The following is a 24,044-nucleotide window of genomic DNA, read 5'->3' as shown; positions in this document are numbered from 1 at the left end:
GATTGGCTTGTTTGTTATATACTATAAGGGCTTATTTTTTCTCTGGAGGAGTATTTACAATTTCTCCAAATTCATTTACCCAGGCCATCATGCTTTCTAGATCTCCACCAGTAGAGTTCTGTTGACGCTCCTGTTTACGTTGTTCTTTATCTTCTTTTTTCTTTTGTCTGTTCTTTTCTAGTTGCTTCTTCATGAAGGTTGCCTGAGATTTAGCCATAAATTCAATGTGTTAGTTAAAAAAATAACTTTTCTCTGCTCTTACCTGTTGTAGACTGCATCATGATTCAAGATCATTGTGGGTCTGGATATAATTTAATTCTCGGCGGCAACGGATCAGCAACCTGGAGAAATTGAAACCCAATCAAAGGATTAATTGGCAAGTAATATTAAGAGAATAGTGTAATAAATATCCCGTTTTGTGCAAATATAAGGATTTTTATGTTAGAAAACGACTCTTATTTAGATAGCGTAATTGTGTAGGTCAGTGTTCCTTTTACTTTCAACGGAGTGGTGGTGACTTTTTTCGCTTTAACAGCCATACTATAAGTTCTTGATGGGTTGATTAGAAAAGAATTGAAGTCACCGGGAAGAATAGTCGGGGTTAAAGCCAGACCGATAATTGTTGAAGTCGAAGGGATAGTGGTAACGGCTATGTTGGCCACTTTTCCACTTGCTGGAATTCCAAAATTTACAGTTTCCAGATTGCCAAAATTATTATTGACATCAAGCTTAGGTAGGGTATCCAACTTCAAATTCAAACTCGTGATTTTAGTTGCTTTGATATTTTCAATACCATAACTATTTGCACTTTTTTTGAGCTGTTCTTCCAGATTTAAAGTCGATACTATTCCCGATATAATTGGGGTAGATGTGATGTCAGCCAGTATGGGTATATTAAATGCGACGGTGTCACTAACGAAGATGTCTTCTTGTATATTCTCCGTTATTTTACTACACGAAGTATATAAAATGACAAAGCAGAATAGTGCGATATATATGGTTTTACTTTTCATGATTGTTGCAAGGTAGTCATGTTTATTTTAAACAAAAAATTCAAATCATATTCAGTGCTGAAAGGTTTTAAATTTGTATGTTTGAATAGGGGGTAGAAGGGGTTAAAAAGCTGCTGACTTATATTATATTTGGCGTTTTTGGCCTTCCGAATTATATTTTGTGATATTGTTTAACTAATTGTTTTTCAGCTTACATAAATCATTTCTTCTTAACTTTTAATTTACTGTAACGTTTTGTTTTGGGTTGATGACCATCTGAATTGCAGAATATAGTTTTGTTGCGGTTTTATTCGTGCTGTATTACAGTTAGTTAGTATTGTTTTGATGAACTAGTACTGTTGCCTGTTGTAAGCTTCAGAAAAATCAGACCTCATGCCTTTAAAACGTTCCACAACGGTGGCTATAAATGCCTCATCCAAGATCTGAAAAATCTCGTTTGCTCCCCCTCCGCTTAAGTCAAGTTCCGATAATTTGTAGCTTTGTTCAAGTGTGCCCTGTTCAAATTTTATGATGTATTTCTGGTTCATATTGAACAACGTGATTTTGCATTCTGGATGCGGTAGTTCTGCGATTACTCTCATGTATTTTTGTTTTAAAAAAGCCATCCTTTAAGGATGGCTTTCGTGTGTCGATTTTAATTAAATGGCGTTAAATCTTAACCCCTATTTCCTTCAAAAGGAAGTTTGCTTTGTCAATTTTAGCGGCTACCCACAATACATAACGAATGTCAACTCCAATAGATCTGCTGTAACTTTCATTCCAGGCATAATCGTTAATGGTAGCGCCATAAGCACGGTCAAAATTTACACCGATTAACTCGCCTTGCGCATTCATCACTGGAGAGCCGGAGTTACCACCGGTCGTGTCCATGTTGTATAGGAAGGCTACAGGCACATCCTTTAAATCTTTTTTAGCAAAGGGACCAAAGTCTTTAGCTTCCCAAAGTGCCCTTATTTGTGCTGGATAATCAAACTCAGGGTTTCCTGAGGTTCCTTTTTCCAGTATACCTTTGATGGTCGTGTAAGGGCGCATATAAGAAGCGTCAGCAGGCCAATATCCTCTTACGTAACCGTAGGTAAGTCGCAAAGTGCTGTTTGCATCCGGTATAAAATCCTTTTTAAGAAATTTCTCTTTCACATTTACATAGTCGCCCATTAATTTATTCAATACCCCATCACGGCGATCTTTTTCGGGTTTTAGTTCCGTAATCTGGCTGGCGATATCCTTTTCAAAAGATAAAAGCGGATCGCTGTAAGCTGATATTGATTTTGCGGATGCTAGTAAAGTGTTGAACACATAGGCTGTGTCTTTTAGCTTTGTCGTCCCAAAGATGTTGTTTACAACGTCATCAATTGCCTTTTCTTGGTCTGTAGACTTATTTGAGATTTTAGCAACTGCGTTTACAGGTTGGTCTGAAGAAAATTGGGCAGCATCCATAAGCATCTTTTTAAAGATCTTTCTGTCGGCATCAATGTCGTAAGCTTCGTAATTGCCTGCTAAAAATTGCTTTAAGCGTGGCTTGTTTTGATTAAAGAAAGCCTCTTTCTGGTTTCCTGGTTGTGCATCAAGCGCCATTTTAAACGCATTGATGTTTTTGGATACACCTAGTAAGCTAGTTGAATTGTACACTTGCGTTAACCAGAGGTCCCGCTTGGCATCACCGTTAATTAACTTGTAAAGGTTGTCTATGTCGCTCATTAAGTTGCCGTAGCGCGCTTTAACATCAACATTGTTGTTGATGAATTTAGCAAGTGCCGCATCTTCCGTCTTCTTTTGCGAAATGAGATCTATTCCTTTTAGACCTTGTAGCTTGCCACGGTAGTTTTTTAAAACATTGGCGTTTCTTTTGATTCTGGTAGCCAGTTTAATTTCAGTAGCCTTGTCTTTCTTGCCTGCATTTTCCATGGTTGTATTCTGGAAGTCGTATAAGTTCGATACATAAGGCAGTACAAACTGTTGCTGATACTCGATGAATTGAGCAGGGCGGTGGCGGAAAGTTCGTCCTGGGTAACCTAAAATAAATACAAAATCTTCTTCATTTGTTCCATTAGGATTTACCTTCAAGAATTTTTTAGGTGTATAAGGGATGTTGTTTTTAGCATATTTTGCTGGTTTACCATCTGGCGACACATAAGCACGCATAAAAGAGAAGTCTCCAGTGTGGCGTGGCCATACCCAGTTATCTGTCTCTCCACCATACTCGCCAACCTGGCGGTTCGGAACATATACCAATCTAACATCCTGTATAGTTTTGTATTTAAACAATACATACGTTTTTCCAATAAACATTTCCGAAACTTCTGCCTGTATGCTAGGGTCTTTTTTCTCCGCTTCAACGGCTATGTTTTTCATGGCATCGTTAATTAACTTCAGCCTTGATGATGGATCGGTGATTTGAGCAACGGCACCTAAAATACGATCAGATACGTCTTCATAACTATCAGTAATTCGACATGTTAGGTCTTTTGCTTCAATTTCTTGTTCATGTGTTGCGGCTACAAAGCCATTGGTTAAGTAATCGTGTTCAGGTGTACTGGCAAGCTGTACGGCGCTAAAGGCACAGTGGTGATTGGTGATGATTAGTCCTTGATTAGAAATGAAAGATCCGGTACATCCGCCGACGTTGACTAATGCATCAACAAGGCTGGTGCCATTGGGATTGTAAATTTCATTCTGATTGATTTTTAACCCGGCTTTTTTTAAATCCAGCTTATGGATTTCACTTAAAGGGAACATGCCTTCTTCCCAGGGCTTGTAGCCTGATTGCAAGACGCCCACAGTAAGTAGCGAGCATGTTAGTAGGGATGTGATTAAGGTTTTTTTATTCATTTATGATTGTATTTATTAATAGTTAGTTTCGAACAGCTGGCATCAATTCTGGAATTGATGGTTTGTTAAAAAAAATCAAATTTAATTATTTTAGCGGTTTAGCGTGTGAAATCCTCAAGATAACCTTAAAGCAGGAGCGTTAATGGTATTTGTCTAAGTTTCGTATTTTTGTAACTCAAGTAAATTTATAATGGCAGAAGATTTAGTGATAAGCAGAAATATAGATAAGGAATCTCAGTATGTATCCCTTATTCCTCAGGTAAAAGCATTGATCACCGGTGAAGATGATCTGATTGCGAACTTAGCTAATATTGCTGCGGCTTTAAAAGAGCAGTTCGGTTGGTTTTGGGTTGGGTTCTATTTGGTTAAGGGAGACGAGTTAGTCCTTGGTCCATTTCAGGGGCCTGTAGCCTGTACCAGAATAAAAAAGGGAAAGGGTGTTTGTGGTACTTCATGGCAGCAGAATGAAATCCTGATTGTGGATGATGTGGATCAATTTCCAGGCCATATTGCCTGTGCATCAGCCTCCAGATCTGAAATTGTTTTGCCGCTGCTTAAAGGAGCAGAAGTAGTTGGAGTTTTAGATGTGGATAGCGAATATCTTTCTCATTTTGATGATATTGATGCTAAGTATTTAAAGGAAATAATTAGTTTGCTTGATGGGACTAATTGCTATTAATTACGCTATGTTTAAAGCAAAACAGAAATGGTAAAAGGTAGGGACTTTCTTCAGCTAGTAAAAAATACCTGTCGAGTTCTTTTAGGAAGAGGTATGAATGCATGTTACGTCTATTTCATGGACAAAGAAACTGAACGGTACTTTAGAAGCAGGACTAGGAAAGCCAATTAGCATCTTAATAATCCATGGAATAACAAATTGTACTTTACTATTTCAGTATTTGAATTTATTTTAAAATACAACAATTCGGAAGTGGTATACTACTCTAAAGACTATATTCATGGGAATACTTGTTAGTCATATTCTGAAAAATGAATCGTACCTGATGGTTTGCATCAATATCCAACGTCAATAATAAATCATTAAGCCCTTGAATAATCGGTACGCGCAACTCCTCCACTAATTTATTTTTTAATCGTAATAGATGTATATTAATTAATTATTAGAATAATTATAATTGCTATGTCAGTAAATAATTATTTTATCGCCACGTTCTTCAGACAGAATCGTTCTTCTTCGTGATAAATTTCAAATTTTCTTCGGCTTCTTTTCTTGGCTCCTGATTACTTCTGGAAGTTTTTCAAAACTAAATGGTTCTATAGGCATTATTCCTCTTTTTCGACATATACTATCAATTTTCTAACTACAGCTATGTATTATCATTATTATGATACGTATGTATGAGTTGTCTTATTTTTATAATGCTTTTGTGTGGGCTATTTTTGCCTTCTCATTTTAATCAAAGGGGAGAAGGAAGAACATACTATTAAAAGAATTACTATGAAAATTTATATAACAGCCATAATTAAGGCAAAAGAGCAATATCGGGAAGAAGTGCTTTCGATTCTTCAGAATATGGTTGAGCAAACCCATAAAGAGGAGGCCTGCGAGCTTTACGTCCTGCATCAGGGTATTGACGACAAAAACCTGTTCACTTTCTATGAAATATGGAAAAATAAAGAGGGCTTTGATGCACACAATCAGAAACCGTATATCAAAGCCTTCGGCCAATTAGTCGAAGAGAAGCTACAGGAACAGCCAACAGTTTTATTGACGGAATTAATTTAAAAAGAGTAAAAATTACAGCAATGAAAATCAAAGATTATTTAAAAATAGGGGGACTGTTACTGGTAAGCGGAACGCCATTATACGCCCAAAGCCAGCATATAAATCCCAGAGATACCAGTTGGTACCAATCTGCCTATGGAGCCGGCGACGAGATCGGAGCTGCAAATCTTATAACGCCAGAGGTGGTTATGCAGGCTATGAAATTGGTGAAAAAAGGTAAGACATATCCTTTGGCGGTACCCTTGGATAAGCACTTACCAGCATATCGTCACCGTAGCTTCTACCTGTACAATATCCAACCAGGCCAGCAAGGAGGACAAACTTTGGGACCGAATAAGTTTAGCCTGAATGATGAATATGTAAGCGCGTGGACAGGAGTGGGGACCCAGCTTAACGGTATCGGCCATATCGGTATAGACAATGTGTATTATAACGGTAACAAGGCCGCTGATTTTGTAACAGTGGAAGGTGTGAAAAAGCTTGGTGTTGAAAAAGTACCACCAATCGTTACCCGTGGCATTGTATTGGATATGACCGCGTATTATGGTAAGGATATTGTGCCCAGTAATACTGAGTTTACAGTTGCAGACATCAAGGTGGTACTTAAAAAACAAGGTATAACTATCCGTAAAGGTGATGTGATATTATTTAATACCGGTTGGCTGGAATTGATCGGAAAAGACAACAAACAGTTCCTTGAAGTAGAACCTGGTATTGGTATGGAAGCTGCACAATGGCTGGCAGATCAGGGGATTGTTGCCTTCGGCGGTGATACTTGGGCTTCCGAAATATATCCCAATCCGAAAACGGATGACGAATTCCCGGTCAACCAGTTTATGCTTGCTAAAAAAGGAATATACAATCTGGAGCTGATTGATAGCCGGGCCTTGGTTAGGGATAAAGTTTGGGAATTTTTATTCGTTTTGGGGCAACCACTTTATAAAGGTTCTACCCAGGTTAACATCAATCCTGTGGCAATCCATTAAAAATATAGAAGAGAAGTTCTATAATCAACGTGTATCGAACTTCTCTTCTATAACTAGCGTTTCCAGTAAACAATCAGTGCTCCAATTAACAACAATCCAATCCCTGCATAAATCCATAAAACAGGCGGTTCAGATTCCTTTATCACCACATCTTTTTTTTGTAGTAAGCTGATCTGTTGTTTTTAAATCTACCGATTCGGTCTGGTCTACTCGTTCCCTGATGTTTTGATATTGATAAACCACACCGCTATCCCAATAGGTAAAAATGTTGGTTTCTTTATCCGCAGTTTTAATATTGAGCATGTTGAAATCGCTAAATTTTGAGCTATTCTGGGTATCATTTACCACCGTTTTAGTTGTTTTTTTTAATAGGCTACAGCTTTGCAAAAACAACAGTGTTAATGTTGAAATAAGGAGGAATACCTTTAAAGATTCAGACACATTTTTTATCATTTTGCTGGTCCTTTCTTTTGATGGTTATTCATCCAGTTTGCGTAGCGATAAATGGTTTTTACATGTCTTAGCTTCCTGTAAACCCCATCACCATCTCTAGACCCATTCAAGTTTGTATTCCCCTCAATTCCGGTTACCCAAGATCCTTTAACCCGCTCTACTATAACACAATGCGCTATGCGTTTTAAAGTAAGGAAGTAGATGCCAAATACGAGGCCTGGCGAAGGCGTTTTAACCTTTCTGTCTTCCGGAAAAAGGGCGGGCGACCAGCCTGTTCTTGGCTGATGATGTCCGGCCTGTTTAAAAACCCAGCTCAGGAAAGCTGCACACCAGGGTTCGCCTTTTTTTAAATCAGCAACAGCTAAATAAGCTTCTACTTCAACACCGTCGTTATTGCCCTTTGCTTCTTTAACCCCAACTTGTGATTGTGCAATAGCAATCAACATATCTGATTCTTGCTCTACAGTACTGCTGCTAAACAGCCTACTCCGGCCAGCAAAAGCAAGGCAAAGCAAGCAAAGTAAAATCCTAACTGTTGCCATAACTCCAAAAATTTAAATTGTGAAACCATTAACCCTAAACCGGGCAATCCCAAAGCCATCCAAAAACGCTGCAGTAGCCACCAGCAGGTCGCTAACAATACCAAGAAGGTGATCAGCGCCAATACGATCAGTAGCCAAATTGTAGGGTCAATGTAGCCTGTTGTCTCATCAAATCCCATTAGTTTTGGTAAGGCTAGCCATAGTAACAACAGCAATCCAAATAAGAGGTAATTGCTCAAGTGCTTAAACTCTGGTAAAAGCACTGGCTTTTTTATGTCTATCGTATTCATGTTCTTTTTTTTATTTGTTCCTAATTGGGAAAGAGCTTTGCATATGGCTGCTCTTTCCCTAAAAGGAAGCGGTTAAACTATTGGAATGTTACCTATGTATGAACTGTCACTTACCATTTTACCGTCTTCGCTTGCGAAGATCATGTAGCATTCTACCCTGTCTTGACTAAATTCAAGCGGCATGGGCATGGTGTATTTCAGTGCAGATCTTGGAATTCCCCCAACCAGACTTACATATTGATTCTTGATGGGGTTGTAGACTATAAATGTTCCCAAGTCAGTAAGTTTACTCGGACCATTGCCAGTTGTTTCTAAACCCCATTCAAATCGTACCTCAGCATCGTTCTCTGTTACCACTGCACGTTTGTTTGGTAAAGCCAATTTACCCTTGCTAAACATGAGTTTAGAAAAATCGAGGGTATAGTCTGGCGATACACCAGTAATGGCATTTTTGAGGTTGTAAGATACAGCTGCGTTCATTGCCGACTGTCCATTTACGGCTGCTTGTTTAAATCCGATCTTGATGATGTGACTAAACATGGCCAGAAAGCTGGTCATTAACGACCAACGCAATTGCACTTTTTCTTGTTTTTCGGTTGGTGCTCTTTTCACTTTGCGAGGCATCGCCTTAACTAAGTCCATCAGCCTCCAGAAACAGCCGTATGCTGTTCCTAATTGTCCCTGGAATCCACCCAGGAATCCTCTTGATAATTTTCCCATAATAATAGGTTTTTAAAACATTAATAAATCTGTTCATTCGTTGTTTCTTGCAAGTCAACGAGACAAACATATTGCGTTAAAAACCAGATTCCTAGCACTTGGGAGGCGCTTGCCGGACATTGCCGACACATTGCCGGAGGTATGGAAAAGGATGGGGGATAAATTTAACTAATGAATAACTAAAGGCAAATCTTTGGTGGTATTCATATCACTGGCATTCCGCAAATGTATATTTGCTGGAGATATTAATTTGTAAGGCCTATTAAATGCTTCTTGCCTTACTTTAAAGTAATCGGCTAACTTTCTAATTACTTCTTTTGAGAGTCCCTTTTTGTAATTTAGGATGTCTGAAACATATCCCTTGCTAATTCCTAAAATTATTGTCATATCCTGAGGTTTTAAATGATGATCTGACATGAATGACCGGAGCAGAGATATAGGATCTGATTCTTGAAAAGTATTGTTGTCTTCGTCGTATTTCTCTATCAATAGGGTAACTAAATCAATTTCATCCTGGAGGTCATTAGTGATATCTTGAGTTACCAGAACCTCTAATTGTTTGCAATAGTCATCATATTGACTTTTGGTTCTTATTATAGTATATTTTAATGCTACTGTTTTCATACTAATATATGTTGATCGTATACTGTTTATTCTGGTTACATATTTTGTCGTATGCTGAATGAACTCCCATCCAACAAATAAATAGATGTACTTGATTACCCCCAAATACATATTTGCAAATCATTCGAAAGTTGTTGCCACCAATATCAAAAACAACCCTGTTGCTATTTTTACCTAAAATATCAGCACTATTGAAAGTGTCTTTTATATTTATGGGGTGCCTCCAATCTGCAAGTCCTATCTTTTCTGTCCAATCATCCAATGGAGCTCTACTTGTTGGGTTTTTAATTACAAAATCTTCTAACGTTCGCTTTTTGATCAAATGTACCTTCATTTAATTATACAAATATAAGTTTTAGTTCTCTTTTCGTGAACTTTTGGTGTGATAATTTTATCATTATTATTAACTGCGGACAGTTAATAATATGTTACACTACAAACCTCTGTAATTATTTAAAGATAACCAAAAAGAAATAATTTGTTGTTTTAAAGAAAATATTGTAATTGTTAGCAATATTCTGATTTTGATCTGAAGGGAGTAATGCTCCATCTCAAAATTTTGTGAAATCCATCCAAAATATGATAAATTATCCCACCAAGAGGTTAGAGACACAGTTTATTTCCCAACTCGAATGATAAAGCCTACCTTATAAAGGATTTTGACGGGTTTCAAATGCACAAACAGTTCTAGGTTGAATTTCATAGGGTGGCAATTCTGGAAGAAATATTCTAGAAGGAAGCATGCCTTCTGTAGTAATTTTGTCTCCCTTTACGCGAATCCAGCTACCTTCTCTTAAACCCAATACAGGTACCTTATTGAAGACATGAAACTCTTTAATCCGGGTTTCTCTGGTCTCTCCATTGTGCTTTGAATTGGGGTCAGGATCGAGGTAATGTGCATTAAGATTAAAAGGAATAAGCCCTAGTGTATTAAAAGTTGGCGGATATACTATCGGCATGTCATTTGTGTTCTGCATATTTAAGCCTCCTATATTACTTCCAGCACTAGTACCTAAATAAGGAACCCCATTTTCAACCACTTCTTTTAAAACATTCATTAGGCGCTGTTCGTGCAATTGTTTTACCAATAAAAACGTATTGCCACCGCCTGTAAAAATGGCTTCGGCATTTTTCAATGCATGGGCCGGGTCTTCGAAACGGTGTAATCCCTTTACTTTGATCCCAATTGGTTCAAAAAAGACAGCTACTTTATGCGTGTATTCATCATGACTAATACCACCTGGTCGGGCATAGGGTACAAAAATAAGTTCAGAAATCCCTTGAAATAAAATTTCCACTTCTGATTTCAGATATTCAAGATAAGCTTCACCAAATAGACTTGATGTACTGGCTAGAATTACATTTTTCATATGGCGAAGCTAATAAAATGCAGATAATTCTGGTTAAATTAGTGGCCAATTTACATTTAACGCTTCCAGATTGAAACTAAGATTATTTCTGATATTTGTACTCCTATGTCAAAGCTATATCGCTTTTTCAGAGACAATTGAAGTAACCAGCAATGCTGATGATGGAGTAGGGACTTTAAGAGCCGCACTCACAAAAGCAGCTGCAAATGGTAATGCTGAAGTTGATTATATCAATTTTAGTTTGCCCGGAATTTCTCCTGCTGATCATACCATAAGTATTTTATCGGAGCTTCCCGAAATCACATCCGACATCGTAATTGATGGATCTACACAAACGGGTCAGGAAGCATCTGTTAATCATGCAAAGGTGATCTTAGATGGGACTTCCATGGTCTATTCACAGTACCGTTATTATCTTTTTAGTATTAATAATGTAGAGCGATTTGAGCTCTACGGTATGGTGATCAGAAATTTCTCATTTATATTTTTTGGAACACCCTCGAGTATTAGGGCGCTGGAGTTTTCCGGGATCAGTAAGAACGTGACCATTGGTGCTCCTGGAAAAGGAAATGTGATTTATAATGTTTACGGGATTAACATAAATTGGAGAACTAGTAATGCTGAGATCACAAACCTGACTTTAAAGAATAACTTTTTTGGCATAAAAGAGAACGGTTTGGATATTGTCACAAGCATTTTGACCGGAATATTTACTTATGGAAATCGCAACTTAATTATAGGAGGTCCTACAGCCGAAGAAGGGAATCTCCTCTATGGATCGGTTGAAATCAATTTTGGAGTTATAAATCAGCTGATCTCACAAAATATAGCTGTACTGGTCAAGAATAACATCTTTACTGCAAATAGGAATGCTGAGCGACTGGGAGCAACGGTTACCCGGAATTCTATTTATCATAGCTTTATAGCCGATGTCAGGCTAAACCATACAGGAACTATAAATATGGACGTTACTGACAATGTCTATGGTGCAGGTTTAAGCTTCCGTGGGCTGGATAATTGTAATATCAGGATAAACCGCAATTTCTTTGGAACCTCGCGCACAGGGAGTACCAGCTTGCCCATCCAGTCTGAAGCCCTCAGGTTTTACGATATGAACGGGAGGGTTCTGGTTGGCGGTTCGGCTACATCCGAAGGCAATGTGATCACCAATACCGGTGCTTTTCCGGTCTATCCGAAAGACCTATTTGCTATTTCTGCTGAAAATGTATCTAGCGTAGAGTTGAGCCACAATACTTTGTATTGCAACCCGGGAATACCTTTTTTATACAGTTTCACGGGACCTTTTAGCAAACCTCTGGAGGTATTTTTAAAAGAAAAAACAGCCACTTACGTTGCGGGGACGACAAAAGCAGGTGCCCGGGTAGAACTGTATTATACCGACCCTGAATGTACCAATTGTCAGCCAAAGCGCTATTTCGCTACCGTAACCGCCGATCCATTGGGTAATTGGAGGTATGATGGAGCAATTGAATCGGGGGTAAGTGTAATGGCTTCGGCAACTTTAAATCAGCTTACTTCCGAATTTTCTGACCCAAGGATCTATATGTTTCCTTACAATGAACCGAGATTTACAGTAACTCATCAAACCTGTGATGGTAACAAAGGTAAAATTGAAGGTGCCTTTACTGTTAATGTGGATAAGATAGAATGGTTAAATGAAGCGGAAGAGGTGGTAGGGACTACGCTTGATCTGGAGAATCAGCCGGCAGGTAAATATAAGTTAAGGGCCAATCAGTTTGGCTGCATTATAGAATCAGAATGGGTCATCATTGAAAACCATATGCCACAGCTGGCTTTTAGTGGAACACCCCAACTGATCCATCCATCCTGTGGAAATGCAGGGTCTATTCTAAATCTCTTTCCAAATCGTTTTGAGACCATACAATGGCTCAACGAAAATAATGAGCTAAAGGGGACAAGCAGAGAGTTAACCAATGTGCCTCCTGGTACTTATACTTTACGGCTTACAAACCAAACCGGTTGTGTTAAAGATTTTGGTCCTTATGTGCTGGTGAATGCTGCTGGCCCCAATATTGACCAGTCAGCACCAGACATTAAAGCCAGTTCATGTAATGCACCAACAGGATATATTAAGAATATACAGGTTACAGGATCAGGAACCTTAAGTTACAAATGGAGAAATACGGCTGGGGAAGTGCGGGGAACTAATAAAGAGCTTGTAAATGTAGCAGCCGGATCGTATACACTGGAAGTAAAGGATGGTAGTAGTTGTCCCCCGATAGTGTCGACACCCATCGAGGTGTCCGAAATTAATGGCATTACCATCAATACGGTAAATAAGCTAATCGATAAAGCTACATGTAACACCAGTAATGGCCGGATTACCGGGATTACAGTAAGCGGTGCTACCGACTACCAATGGTTGGATGCAGGCGGTAGCATTGTTGGCAGTTCAGTAGACTTAACAGATCAACCAGCTGGTAAATATCGTTTGGTTGCCGCTAACTCAGTATGCATTAAAACCAGCGAAGAACTCATTATAGAGCTGGCTCAATCTACCCGGAATTATTCCACTACAAAAATTATCACAGCTGCTACCTGTGGTTTGGCCAATGGAAAAATTGAAGCGATATTCACCAAAGATCAACCTCCTTCCTGCTTTTGGAAGAACAACGCAGGTATTAAGGTTGGGAATTCCCGGATATTGGAAAATCAGGGACCTGGGGCATATGACCTGTATGCTATTGATGATCTGGGTTGTGAGCGTTTTTTACAGCAGTACAGTATTGGCAACGTGATGGGGGCTTCCATTAACAGAGGGATGGAAAGGATACGCAACGACGAATGCGGCCTTGGAAAAGGTCAGATCAGCGCGCCGGGTTTGAGCGGGGGGCAGCTTCCTTATTTTTATGAATGGAAAGATACTGGGGGACGTACACTAGGATCGGGAGCTGTATTGGATGGAATAAAAGCAGGCGTATACCAACTTAGCATTGGAGATGCACTGGCTTGCAGCAGGCAAACAATTTCTTATACTGTTAATGATGAAAGTAGAACCTTGCCTGCACCGGTAGTAAACGATCTAAAAATCTGTGCTGCCGGTAATGCAGTGGTCCAGGTGCTACAACCGCTGAAGGGCAATTATCTGCTTTACAATGAAGGGGGGAGTATTGTCGATCAAAATAGTACGGGCTCGTTTAAAGTAAATGTTAGCAAAAGCCAGCGTTTTAGTGTGGTGCTACGACAGGGCGGCTGTGAAAGCATAGCTTCAAGCTGTAAGGTTACTATAGAAAATGACGGCTTAAGCAAGCTCGCTAATGCAATTTCTCCAAATAACGACGGTGTAAATGATGAATGGCTGATACCGGCAATGCAGAACTATCCTGAAGCTAAAGTAGCCATTTATAATCGTTACGGACATAAGATATTTGAATCTACAGGATATCATACTCCATTTAATGGCAGGGGGGATGGAAGCGAATTGCCAATAGGAACGTATTATTATATTATTGACCTCAAGAGAGGCTGCGGTTTACTAAAAGGTAGTTTAACGCTTGTTCGTTAACTCTGGGAATTAACAAATAGCATTTTATTAAATGGTAGGACTAAACTATTGTTTTTGAAACATTTTAAATAAGTAGATGTTGAGTAAGAACTGTGTATAGCCATACACGGCATCTTCTATTGGAATAGTAAGGATCCGAATATTTAAGAAACTCTTCGGATTGTAATTCACAATTGGCGACTCCAAGCCCGTACCTGTCAAAACACCATTAACAGGGAAAAATCCCAGCATCAGAATAGCAAAGACAAAAGATGCCTGACCGATCCAGGCTGCTCTTACTACAAAATGTAGATAAATTAGCGTTGCTGCTGTGACTATAGCGGTTACAAAAGTGTAGGACTTATCGAAATGCAATAATGCTATAACTGTGCATGTGATGATACTTACAAAAACAATGATGTTGTTAAAGGCACTTAGCCAGGTAAGATTGAAGAATTTGTCCAGGCAGAAATAAGTAAATACACACGAAAATGGGATACAGATAAAAAAAAGCCACTCTTCAACAGGCAATCCCAAAAGCATCAAGCCTGTAGTATAATCTGTATTGAACCACCATACCTGATGAGCGGTAAACCATACATCCCAGGCAATAAAAGGGATAGCGACTAAAATACTCGCTTTTAGAAAGGCTGGAAAATGCTTATTGAACTGAATTCTCTTATCAAAGGAGAAAATAAAGCAAATGCTGATGGTCAGTAAATTAATTAACAAGTAAGTGTAGGGTTTCATTACTTATTTTTTTTATAATACATTTTGAAATATTTCATTGGGACATACAAAAAACCAAAGCATTCACCTTCTTCTTTGCCCAGGTGTTTATGATGTTGTTTGTGCGCCCTGCGAATTGCCAGTAGGTACGGGTTTTGGGTATTTGCCAGATATTTAAAGCGTTGATGAATGAAGATGTCATGCACAAAGAAATAGGCCATTCCGTAAAGTGTAATAGCCAGTCCTATGTAAAACAAGTAATTAAATTGATTTAGGGAACCGAAATAGATCAACGCAATAGCCGGTAAAGCAAAAATCACAAAGAAGTAGTCATTTTTCTCAAAAGACCCCTCAGTACTGTGGTCGTGATGGTCATGATGCAATACCCATAAAAGACCATGCATGATATACTTATGGATAAACCAGGTGGCACCCTCCATCAATATAAATGTGATCAGTAGGATAATGAAATTCATGTTTAATGTTTTAACGGTATAAATATCTGTTCCAAGACCTGATTACGGTAGTCAAAAATATGTTCCAATTTTTTCTTTACCATCAAACTGTGCACCATCTTGCCAATGATACCAAATGGCAATTCATAATCTACTGTATCTATCATTAAAACACCTTTCTCGTTTGGGATAAATTCATGATGATGTCTCCATGACTTGTAGGGACCTTTTTTCTGAAAATCGGTAAAGCTTTTTTGGTAGTTAACCTCCGTAATTTGAGTCTGCCATTTCAGCGGAATACCCAGCACAGGAGAAACGGTATAATCGATAATCATTCCTTTATATATATCCGCCTCAGGTAGATCGCTTAATACAACAAAGCCCATTTCTTTGGGTGTGATACGCGAAAGATTGTGTGGGGAAGAAAAGAAAGCCCAGGCACTTTGCATATCACAATACAGTTGTTGCGTTCTTTTAAGTTGATAAATCATTTTTTTGTTTTTAGATAAGCGCTTCCATCATATTTCTCAAATGCGTAGACGTAATATTTTTATTGTTGGCTTGAATAAATTTTTGGTCCTCCTCAATGTTTTTATGGTATCCCAAAAATGCAGGACTGTTTTTCTGGATCGATAACCGCAGTATTCTGATTTCTACATTGATAGGATCGGCCATTACAGCAGCCTCAATCTTCTTTTTGCCCGTATTGAATGTCTTGAGTTTTGATATTGGATTGATAATGTGTTTTGCCCATATCATTTGAAATGCACCCAGGTAGGTTAGGTGTACTGAGCTTTCGGTACCCGTACTCAGTCCTTTGATCATGGTATGACAAAGTTTTTTGTCCGAAACAGCTTTTTGGTAATTGGCCCTAATGCTTTCTAAATCCATACTTTGCCCATAACAAGCCATACCAAGCAGGGAAAAGATAACCAAAATCATTGCTTTTTTTAAAATCATAGTATGGCCATCTTATATTGTACATAGCTGCTCATTGCCAGAGAGAATTTTTGACTGTTTGGAATACGTATCCTTTGGTTCATAATTTTATCTGCAGGCGTACTCTTTATTTTTTTAAACAATGATAGGTAATATTTGTAAGCCAGGTACACGCCGAATTTCGAAGAAACCGGTAACTTTTTTATCCCAATTAATGCTTCTTTAAACTCTGCTTCAATCTCATTTTCAATTTCCAATTTGATTTTGTTGTTGAAGGTTTTCATATCAATATTGGGGAAATAACTGCGGCCCAAAACATAATAATCGTCCTTCAAATCCCGTAAAAAGTTTATTTTTTGAAAGGCTGAGCCTAATTTCATAGCATAAGGTTTTAGATTATCAAATGCTTGTTTATTACCCTCTACAAATACCTGAAGACACATCAAACCTACCACTTCAGCCGAACCTAAGATGTATTCATTATACAAATCAGAATTGTAATCTATTTGCTGCAAATCCATTTGCATACTATGCAGAAACTGTTCAATTAAGGTTTTGTCGATGGAAAAATGGTTGACGGTGTCCTGAAAGGATTGTAAAATAGGGTTAAGGGAAATACCCTCTTCCAGGGCAGTCCAGGTTTCTAATTTAAAACGTTCCAGCAGACAAGCTTTATCATACTCATGAAAGCTGTCTACAATTTCGTCGGCCAGACGCACATAACCATAGATCGCATAAATGGCATGACGAATGGACGGTTTTAACGCCAGAATTCCCAATGAAAAACTGGTGCTATATTTTTCCGTAACCGCTTTGCTTACCTTGTAAGCCAATTCATCAAATAGTTTTTTCACGACTTTTTTGTTTAAGCTTATTTACTTCTTTTGCTACTATTTTACCGGAGATAATGGATGGGGGTACACCAGGGCCAGGCACCGTCAACTGTCCGGTATAAAATAAATTCGACAAATGCTTGTTTTTAATGCCGGGTTTCAATACTGCGGTTTGCGATAATGTATTGGCCAGGCCATAGGCATTGCCGCCGTAAGCATTGTAATCGCTGATAAAATCATCCACACCATAGCTTCGTTTGTAATTTAATTTTGATAATAAATCTTTTGCTCCGGTGTGTTTTTCTAAACGTTTAATCATATCCTGAAAATAGTGCTCACGCGTACTTTCCTCGTCATTAAGTCCGGTTGCCAGCGGCATAAGGAGGAACACGTTCTCATGTCCTTCGGGTGCTACCTCAGGATCTGTTTGGGATGGACAGCAAGCATAAAACAATGGTTTTTCAGGCCATTTTTTTTCTTCGTAAATGCTCTTAATGTGTTCATCCAGATCATTTTCAAAAAATAAGGTATGGTGTTTAAGATTGGGAAGCTTTTCTTTAAATCCTAAATAGTAAATCAGGCAGGAGGGAGCAAAGGTTCGGCTTTTCCAATACTTTTGATCGTAGTTACGCAGTTCACTGTTTAGCAGTGTTTCAGTATGATGATAATCTGAAGAGGCAATAATGGCATCACACTCTTTAAATTCCCCATTTACGACTATCCCGCTGGCAACACCTTCATCAGTAACGATCTTTTCTACGGTTTGATTAAAATGGAAAAGCGCACCTTGCTTTTCTGCTACTTCTTTCATCCCCAATACCAACTGGTAAAATCCACCCATAGGATACCAGGTACCCAAAGCGTAACCGCCATAGTTCATTAAGCTATAAAGTGCCGGAATATTTTTCGGAGAAGCGCCCAGAAAAATAACCGGAAACTCCATTAAGGTTTTTAGTTTGGGGTGTGAAAAATACTTGCTAACGTAGCTTCTGAAATTTGACAGCAGATCCAATTTTAAAGCACTGCCAGCAATTTTAGGGGAGACAAACTCCAGCCAACTATAACAAGGTTTGTTCACAAAATCCTGCATTCCAACTTCGTATTTGTACTTTGCGGCGCTCATGAAGGCATCCAGTTTTTTACCTGCACCTGTTTCTAGCTGCTCAAACAATTTTTTTAAATCCTCATAAGATTCCGGAACGGTAAGCAGTCCATCCTCAAAAACCATTTCAAACTGAGGGTTAAGAGAAATAAGCTGATAAAAGTCACTTGCTTTACAACCAAAATCGAGGAAAAAATTATCAATAATATCGGGCATCCAGTACCAGCTCGGGCCCATATCGAATACATAGCCATTTTCTGTGCTGAACTGCCTGGCTCTTCCTCCAGGCTGAGCATGCTTTTCGTAAACATGCACTTCATTACCAGCCTGAGCGGCATAAGCTGCGGCCGACAGACCGGAAATTCCAGCGCCAATTATGGCTATCGTCTTTTTTGAATCTGGCGCTTTCATAGAGAAGTTTTATTTATGGGCTAGCTTTAATTGTTTTTTAATAAAAAATCATTGTAAGCGATAGGGATAAGCTGATCGGGCTCTATATTTTTAGCATATATAGCTTGATGAAAGCGATCCAATTTCTGAAGTATTTTAATTAACTGCATTTTCTCCGTATCGCTAAGGTTTCCAGTCACAATCTGACTGGCCTGCCTTATTTTACCCATAATCTCTTCCAGTGCATCAATTCCTTTAGTGGTAATCGAAATGATTTTACTTCTTTTATCTGCTATAGAATCGCTTTGATCTATCCAGCCTTGCCCAATCAGTCGGTTGATAATCTGCATACCTACAGGTTTTTCCTGAAGGTTCCTTCTAATCAATTCCATTTTGGTCATTGATCCAAAGGCTTTTAGATTAATTAGGTATATAAAATCTTCCTGGGTGCTGAAGGGCGAATCGTGTATGGCAGACCTTGAATAGGTTTTTGCATATCTATTCATATGAACAATTAAGGTATTGATCTCGCTATCCGGACTTCGGCCATTTTCTTTTTCTTCCCAATCGATATCATTGGAGGGATGGTGCGCTTCCTTTTCAGCATCATAAATCCAGCGTTTGAAGCCGCTCAAATCTTTTGTATAAGATTTGGACTCTGCGCTAAGCTCAAAATTTTCCATGAGCTCAATAACTTCTTTGATCAATTGATAGTTCATAATGAAATAATCGCGTATATTAGTACACAAATATACTATAAATACTAAATATAGTATATTATAAATACTAATAAATTGATATGAGGATATTGTTAACAGGAGCGACTGGTTACATCGCTCAGCGATTGCTGCCTGTTTTGCTTGAAAATGGGCACCAGGTGATTTGTTGCGTTCGGGATAAAAGCCGATTTGATAAAAGTAAATATGCGGGGTTTGATTTAGAAGTTGTTGAGGTTGATTTCCTGAACAAGGAAAGTCTTGACCATATACCCGCAGCTATTGATGTAGCCTATTACCTGATGCATTCCATGTCGGCGACAAAGGGCGATTTTTCTGAAGCCGAGCTGTCGACTGCAAATAATTTTAAAAGCATCATAGAACGCACATCTACAAAACAAGTTATCTTTTTAAGTGGAATTGTGAATAGTGCGCATTTGTCGAAACATTTAAATTCACGCCTGAGTGTTGAGGAGGCCTTGCAATCGGATAAGTATGCCTTAACTACATTACGGGCAGGCATTATTGTGGGTTCGGGAAGTGCCAGTTTTGAAATTATCAGGGACCTTGTAGAGAAACTCCCTGTAATGATTGCACCTAAATGGATCAATACACGTTGTCAACCCATAGGTATTCGCGATGTACTTCATTTTCTTGAAGGTGTGCTGATGCAGGATTATGTTTTTAATAAAGCATATGATATCGGTGGGCCAGAGGTGATCACTTACAAGGCGATGCTTTTGCGTTTCGCTAAAGTGAGGGGATTGAAGCGATGGATTTTTACCATACCCGTAATGACACCAAAGCTTTCTTCCTATTGGTTATATTTTGTGACTTCAGTTTCTTATCCTTTGGCTGGCAGTTTGGTAGAGAGTATGAAGGTTGATGTGGTGGCAAAGCCAAATGATCTGCAAGAAAGGTTAAACATTAAGCCCGTTACCTATGAGCAGTCTATCGAATTAGCTTTTGGTAAAATAGATCAAAACCAGGTCATCTCCAGCTGGCGGGATGCGATGAATGGATATGTTTATCCTGATCGGTTTAAAAAACTCATTGAAGTTCCCCAGGAAGGCTGTTTTAAAGATGTACGATCAATGAAGGTAGATGACCCGGAACGTGTATTGAAAAATGTTTGGGCCATAGGTGGGGCAACAGGATGGTATTATGCAAATTGGCTTTGGGGTATTCGGGGCTTCCTGGATAAGTTGTTTGGCGGAGTGGGATTGCAAAGGGGGAGGACAAATTCCAATACACTATCGACCGGTAGTGTAATTGATTTCTGGAGAGTAATTCTTGCCGATAAAAAGGATAGGCGGCTACTGTTGTATGCAGAAATGAAGTTACCTGGTGAAGCCTGGCTTGAATTTAAAATAGATAAGGAAAATAGGTTTATACAAACGGCTACTTTTCGACCTTTAGGTCTCACAGGAAGGTTATATTGGTATGCAGTTTTGCCTTTTCATGCTTTTATTTTTAAAGGAATGATGCGGAATATTACATGATCATCGCCACCCAAGAGCAGGTGCCACATGCTCCAAAATAGCAGACAGTACATGGATGTTGTAATCAACACCCAAAGTGTTCGGTATAGTCAAAAGTACGGTATCCGCTTCCTGTATAGCCTCGTCCTGAGCCAATTCCCTAATGAGCTGATCGGGTTCTGCCGCATAGCTCTTACCAAAGACCGCCCGTTGAGTAGGCTCGATATAGCCAAAGCTATCAGCGCCCTTTCCCTGCTGTCCAAAGTAATACCTGTCCTGATCGTTAACCAGTGCAAAAATAGAACGGCTTACCGAAACCCTGGCATCACGGTCGTGTCCTGCTTTTTTCCAGGCATCTTTATAAAGTCTGATCTGCTCGGCCTGCTGGATATGGAAAGGCTTACCGTTTTCATCGAATTTTAAAGTAGAACTTTGCAGGTTCATTCCATTTTCGGCTGCCCAGACTGCTGTGGCATTGGATGCCGCTCCCCACCAGATGCGTTCTCGCAAGAGCCTATTGCTCATTCCTCATTAGATAATATAAGTAGGAGCAGCAAAGCAGCATACCACTGATAACCACCCAAAGTATATTATAACCATAATTTTCTGCGATAAAAAATCCTGCTGTAGGGCCAACAACTTGAGCTACAGACCAGCACAACATATATCCTGCAGCATACAGTCCGCGGTTAAACTCATTAGAGCGGTTCATCACAAACGTATTGATGAAAGGTAAAGCGAACATTTCTCCAATGGTAAATAAAACAATACACAAGGAACCTAATACTACAGGATGGCTGAAAGGCAATAATAACACAAGGAAACAAGCCGCAATAAAGAAAACACCTACAATGATGAAGTATATGGGTGACCGTTTTTTCTCGATTTTATGAATCATCACCATTTCGAACAACGCAATGATAATTCCGTTTAACCCCAGGATTAAACCAATCATAAACTCATCAATTTTCCATACTTCCTTAAAAAACACAGGGACCACTCTAAATACCAGGAATGCACAAATGATAAAAACTGTACTTAGTAATATAAATTTGATGAATACTGGGTCTTGCCATGGTTTTCTCACTACCAGATCTTTGGTTTTTTCTTTAATAGCTTTTCGATAACCCTTGATTTTTGGAAGAAACCATAGAATACAGAGTCCTGCAATAATGCTTACTATCCCATCTACAAAGAACAACATTTTGTAGTCGTAAGAAGCAATTAAACCACCCATACTTACACCTACAGCCCATCCGATGTTAGTAGCAAGGCGGTTTAATGAATAGGATCTTGTTTCTAAACCCGGCTTCGCATAAGCAGCAATGGCAGCAAAGTTTGCAGGGCGGAAGGCTTCAGAGAAAAAGCTGATTACAACAGCAAGTACACAAAGGGTATGAAAATGTGTGACATTTGCGAAAACCAGAAAGAATATGCCACTAACTATAGCTGCGACAACCTGTACTGGACGGAAACCGACCACATCAGTGAGCTTGCCACCGGCGGCAGAGCCCAGAATGGAACCCAGTCCGAAAAGTGTAATGATAAGCCCTGCATCCGAAGCCGGTCTATGCAATGACTGTGTAACAAAAAGTCCCATGAAGGGGACTGCCATGTATCCGCTTCGGTTTATGAGCATTACAATACTCAGTATCCAGGTTTCGCGGCTTAATCCAGTAAAAGATTGTTTATAGGTGTTAGAAATATCCTTAAATAGCGACATAATAAGTTAGTCCGGCAAAGATAGAGGAAATTGGAAGAGATATTTTAAATTTGGTACCCTATTTAAATATTGTATGCTAGATTTCTATTTGTTGGATGATGATGAAAATGCTCCGGGCTATCCTGAAGAAGCTGGGATAACTATTGTTGGTAGTATAGATTTTGAGACTTTTGAAAGACTAAAAGCAAAAAAGATCATTCCCGAAAGGTTTGATTATCATTCGGATTTTCGGTGGGATACGGTTTTGATCCAGCAAATCAGAAACAATATACAGGAGCATATGCTTAACGATAGTGATGTAGAGCCATTATTGCAATTGCTTGATATCGCTAAAGCGCATGGTAGCGGATTAATGGCTTTCGCTGATTGACGTGGAGCCGGTGTAATTGGTACTGGCCTGGTTTTGTTTTTTGTCCAGGGCGTTTGCATCATTGCTATGACTAGCCATGATGTAAAAATTGAAAAAACATTTGTTTTTAACTTAGAATACCTGTATATATAATTCAACAGTTTGTAATATAAATTTGCCCGGCTATAGAGATTCATAGTGGTATAAACAGCTAAACATGGATAATAAACTAACAGAAAACTGCATCCTTGAGCAGGAAAATAAGCTTTACAGCGCAATCAAAGATGGCAATATCACCGCGCTTGATGAGTTGCTGCATGATGATCTGTTGTTCATTCTCCCAAGCGGGGAAACAATAACTAAGGAGCAGGATCTGGATACCTATCGCGATGGAGCATTAAAGGTTGACGAACTTCTACCAGAAGTTGAAAAACTAAATATTATCGGTGATATGGCGGTGATCACATTGATCATAAAATTGATTGGAAAGTTTAATGGCGTACCGTTTGAAGCTGGCTTTCGCTATATCAGGTTTTGGAAAAAATTCGGTGAGGGGATTAAAGTAGTAGGCGGAAGCGGAAGGGCTATTTGATCGGAGTTACTGCTGATTACATTAGAAGCGCATCACATCTGTGTCTGGTGGAAGATGTCCGAGCAATCGGGACATGGTCATAGCCTGGCCTTTATGGTGAAACTCATGGGTAATGACATGTGTAAAAATACTGTAGGCATCAGTTTCAATGTATTTTTCCGTCCATTTATAACCTTTAACCGGCTGAGTTGGATCTGCGGTGAAATGCGCGATAAAACGGCCCATGATTTCATCAACCCCAGTAAACAGGTTTTTGATTTGGGATATATTTAGGGGCTTTTCCTGATCGTAATAGGGATAAGAGCCGTTCAAAGCAAAATTTCCTACCCAGGCTATATAAGTATTGGCGATATGGACATACATATAGGAGATGGTTTTGTCGTTAAAGATTGTAAGCGGCTTAGCCATATCATCCATAACGTTTTCTTCCAGGAACTGAAAAACAACAGCTCTGGACTGCTGAACCAATGTGTATTGCGCGTATAGTAAATCTGACTTCACAAGATGAATGTATGAAAAATTTATTTGAAGGGCTGCCTTTTTTGGTGGCTCTTTTTCGGTGATGGGTGCTACAAAGGGTTTTCCTTTGATTGGTTTGAAATGTGACATACGATTTGCTGCGTACCTGCTGTCGT

Annotated in this window: 28 protein-coding genes; 7 read left to right on the top strand and 21 right to left on the bottom strand. The window is 39.0% G+C overall.

What is annotated here, in order from left to right; translation table 11 throughout:
- Positions 1–31: 31 nt before the first annotated feature.
- The 4 genes from FBD94_RS17060 to FBD94_RS17045 form a co-directional block, all read right to left on the bottom strand.
- Positions 32–193: a hypothetical protein gene (locus tag FBD94_RS17060; RefSeq protein WP_225874691.1), complete on the bottom strand. Its 162-nt coding sequence runs from the start codon at positions 191–193 to the stop codon at positions 32–34.
- A gap of 262 nt (positions 194–455) precedes the next feature.
- Positions 456–1,013 (bottom strand): hypothetical protein, encoded by a 558-nt coding sequence (locus FBD94_RS17055; protein ID WP_136881097.1) that lies wholly within the window; start codon positions 1,011–1,013, stop codon positions 456–458.
- A 329-nt stretch (positions 1,014–1,342) separates the two neighbouring features.
- Complete coding sequence (locus FBD94_RS17050) at positions 1,343–1,594, bottom strand: hypothetical protein (protein ID WP_131608663.1); 252 nt, start codon at positions 1,592–1,594, stop codon at positions 1,343–1,345.
- A gap of 67 nt (positions 1,595–1,661) precedes the next feature.
- Positions 1,662–3,842 carry a S46 family peptidase gene (locus FBD94_RS17045; protein ID WP_136881096.1) on the bottom strand — a complete coding sequence of 727 codons (2,181 nt, stop codon included), beginning with the start codon at positions 3,840–3,842 and terminating at the stop codon, positions 1,662–1,664.
- A gap of 190 nt (positions 3,843–4,032) precedes the next feature.
- Between FBD94_RS17045 and FBD94_RS17040 the strand changes: the two genes are divergently transcribed.
- The 3 genes from FBD94_RS17040 to FBD94_RS17025 all read left to right on the top strand — a co-directional run bounded on the left by FBD94_RS17040 (position 4,033) and on the right by FBD94_RS17025 (position 6,575).
- Positions 4,033–4,521 carry a GAF domain-containing protein gene (locus FBD94_RS17040; RefSeq protein ID WP_136881095.1) on the top strand — a complete coding sequence of 163 codons (489 nt, stop codon included), beginning with the start codon at positions 4,033–4,035 and terminating at the stop codon, positions 4,519–4,521.
- Positions 4,522–5,301: 780 nt separating this feature from the next.
- The gene (locus FBD94_RS17030; protein WP_131608659.1) at positions 5,302–5,589 is read left to right on the top strand and encodes a putative quinol monooxygenase; all 288 of its coding nucleotides are present in this window, start codon (positions 5,302–5,304) and stop codon (positions 5,587–5,589) included.
- 20 nt (positions 5,590–5,609) lie between these two features.
- A complete protein-coding gene (locus FBD94_RS17025; protein WP_131608658.1) occupies positions 5,610–6,575 on the top strand; it encodes a cyclase family protein in 966 nt (321 codons plus the stop codon).
- Positions 6,576–6,704: 129 nt separating this feature from the next.
- Here the strand turns inward: FBD94_RS17025 and FBD94_RS25980 are convergent, their stop codons facing one another.
- The 7 genes from FBD94_RS25980 to pepE form a co-directional block, all read right to left on the bottom strand.
- On the bottom strand, positions 6,705–6,878 hold the full coding sequence (locus FBD94_RS25980) for a hypothetical protein (protein WP_169472337.1): 174 nt from the start codon (positions 6,876–6,878) through the stop codon (positions 6,705–6,707).
- A 146-nt stretch (positions 6,879–7,024) separates the two neighbouring features.
- Positions 7,025–7,570, bottom strand: a complete 546-nt coding sequence (locus FBD94_RS17020) for a C40 family peptidase (protein WP_136881094.1) — start codon at positions 7,568–7,570, stop codon at positions 7,025–7,027.
- The gene (locus FBD94_RS17015) at positions 7,489–7,860 is read right to left on the bottom strand and encodes a DUF4175 domain-containing protein (protein ID WP_136881093.1); all 372 of its coding nucleotides are present in this window, start codon (positions 7,858–7,860) and stop codon (positions 7,489–7,491) included. The genes FBD94_RS17020 and FBD94_RS17015 overlap by 82 nt, the downstream gene beginning before the upstream one ends.
- Positions 7,861–7,932: 72 nt before the next feature.
- A complete protein-coding gene (locus FBD94_RS17010; RefSeq protein ID WP_136881092.1) occupies positions 7,933–8,580 on the bottom strand; it encodes a DUF6266 family protein in 648 nt (215 codons plus the stop codon).
- Between the two features lie 168 nt (positions 8,581–8,748).
- Positions 8,749–9,204: a helix-turn-helix domain-containing protein gene (locus FBD94_RS17005; RefSeq protein ID WP_131608653.1), complete on the bottom strand. Its 456-nt coding sequence runs from the start codon at positions 9,202–9,204 to the stop codon at positions 8,749–8,751.
- Position 9,205: 1 nt separating this feature from the next.
- Entirely contained in the window at positions 9,206–9,538 is a 333-nt protein-coding gene (locus tag FBD94_RS17000; protein ID WP_131608652.1) for a type II toxin-antitoxin system HigB family toxin, read from the bottom strand.
- Positions 9,539–9,851: 313 nt separating this feature from the next.
- The gene (gene pepE / locus FBD94_RS16995) at positions 9,852–10,574 is read right to left on the bottom strand and encodes a dipeptidase PepE (protein WP_131608651.1); all 723 of its coding nucleotides are present in this window, start codon (positions 10,572–10,574) and stop codon (positions 9,852–9,854) included.
- A gap of 70 nt (positions 10,575–10,644) precedes the next feature.
- Here pepE and FBD94_RS16990 point away from each other — a divergent pair, with 70 nt between their 5' ends.
- Positions 10,645–14,121 (top strand): gliding motility-associated C-terminal domain-containing protein, encoded by a 3,477-nt coding sequence (locus FBD94_RS16990; protein WP_136881091.1) that lies wholly within the window; start codon positions 10,645–10,647, stop codon positions 14,119–14,121.
- 45 nt (positions 14,122–14,166) lie between these two features.
- Here the strand turns inward: FBD94_RS16990 and FBD94_RS16985 are convergent, their stop codons facing one another.
- The 7 genes from FBD94_RS16985 to FBD94_RS16955 are packed head-to-tail and all read right to left on the bottom strand — an operon-like array spanning position 14,167 to position 19,267.
- On the bottom strand, positions 14,167–14,850 hold the full coding sequence (locus tag FBD94_RS16985) for a lycopene cyclase domain-containing protein (protein WP_136881090.1): 684 nt from the start codon (positions 14,848–14,850) through the stop codon (positions 14,167–14,169).
- The gene (locus tag FBD94_RS16980; RefSeq protein WP_131608648.1) at positions 14,850–15,305 is read right to left on the bottom strand and encodes a sterol desaturase family protein; all 456 of its coding nucleotides are present in this window, start codon (positions 15,303–15,305) and stop codon (positions 14,850–14,852) included. The genes FBD94_RS16985 and FBD94_RS16980 overlap by 1 nt, the downstream gene beginning before the upstream one ends.
- Before the next feature lie 2 nt (positions 15,306–15,307).
- The gene (locus FBD94_RS16975; protein WP_136881089.1) at positions 15,308–15,775 is read right to left on the bottom strand and encodes an SRPBCC family protein; all 468 of its coding nucleotides are present in this window, start codon (positions 15,773–15,775) and stop codon (positions 15,308–15,310) included.
- A gap of 10 nt (positions 15,776–15,785) precedes the next feature.
- Positions 15,786–16,244, bottom strand: a complete 459-nt coding sequence (locus FBD94_RS16970) for a hypothetical protein (protein ID WP_205945247.1) — start codon at positions 16,242–16,244, stop codon at positions 15,786–15,788.
- Positions 16,241–17,077, bottom strand: a complete 837-nt coding sequence (locus FBD94_RS16965; protein WP_136881088.1) for a phytoene/squalene synthase family protein — start codon at positions 17,075–17,077, stop codon at positions 16,241–16,243. The genes FBD94_RS16970 and FBD94_RS16965 overlap by 4 nt, the downstream gene beginning before the upstream one ends.
- Complete coding sequence (locus FBD94_RS16960; protein WP_136881087.1) at positions 17,061–18,569, bottom strand: phytoene desaturase family protein; 1,509 nt, start codon at positions 18,567–18,569, stop codon at positions 17,061–17,063. Before FBD94_RS16960 ends, FBD94_RS16965 begins: the two co-directional genes overlap by 17 nt.
- Positions 18,570–18,595: 26 nt before the next feature.
- Positions 18,596–19,267: a MarR family winged helix-turn-helix transcriptional regulator gene (locus tag FBD94_RS16955; RefSeq protein WP_131608644.1), complete on the bottom strand. Its 672-nt coding sequence runs from the start codon at positions 19,265–19,267 to the stop codon at positions 18,596–18,598.
- Between the two features lie 80 nt (positions 19,268–19,347).
- On the opposite strand from FBD94_RS16955, the gene FBD94_RS16950 reads away from it, so the two are divergent.
- The gene (locus FBD94_RS16950; RefSeq protein ID WP_136881086.1) at positions 19,348–20,766 is read left to right on the top strand and encodes an SDR family oxidoreductase; all 1,419 of its coding nucleotides are present in this window, start codon (positions 19,348–19,350) and stop codon (positions 20,764–20,766) included.
- Here the strand turns inward: FBD94_RS16950 and FBD94_RS16945 are convergent, their stop codons facing one another.
- Both FBD94_RS16945 and FBD94_RS16940 read right to left on the bottom strand, forming a co-directional pair.
- On the bottom strand, positions 20,767–21,270 hold the full coding sequence (locus FBD94_RS16945; RefSeq protein WP_235884529.1) for an LLM class flavin-dependent oxidoreductase: 504 nt from the start codon (positions 21,268–21,270) through the stop codon (positions 20,767–20,769).
- Positions 21,260–22,468, bottom strand: coding sequence for an MFS transporter (locus FBD94_RS16940; RefSeq protein ID WP_131608639.1), 1,209 nt, complete (start codon positions 22,466–22,468; stop codon positions 21,260–21,262). Before FBD94_RS16940 ends, FBD94_RS16945 begins: the two co-directional genes overlap by 11 nt.
- Before the next feature lie 73 nt (positions 22,469–22,541).
- Between FBD94_RS16940 and FBD94_RS16935 the strand changes: the two genes are divergently transcribed.
- Positions 22,542–22,838: a hypothetical protein gene (locus FBD94_RS16935; RefSeq protein WP_136881085.1), complete on the top strand. Its 297-nt coding sequence runs from the start codon at positions 22,542–22,544 to the stop codon at positions 22,836–22,838.
- Positions 22,839–23,034: 196 nt separating this feature from the next.
- Entirely contained in the window at positions 23,035–23,409 is a 375-nt protein-coding gene (locus tag FBD94_RS16930) for a nuclear transport factor 2 family protein (protein ID WP_136881084.1), read from the top strand.
- 21 nt (positions 23,410–23,430) lie between these two features.
- Here the strand turns inward: FBD94_RS16930 and FBD94_RS16925 are convergent, their stop codons facing one another.
- Positions 23,431–24,018, bottom strand: coding sequence for a DinB family protein (locus FBD94_RS16925; RefSeq protein ID WP_136881083.1), 588 nt, complete (start codon positions 24,016–24,018; stop codon positions 23,431–23,433).
- Positions 24,019–24,044 lie beyond the last annotated feature (26 nt).

The sequence above is a fragment of the Pedobacter hiemivivus genome, from assembly GCF_005144565.1.
In the GTDB taxonomy this organism is placed as follows: domain Bacteria; phylum Bacteroidota; class Bacteroidia; order Sphingobacteriales; family Sphingobacteriaceae; genus Pedobacter; species Pedobacter hiemivivus.
This window is presented reverse-complemented; position numbering and strand designations above follow the sequence as displayed.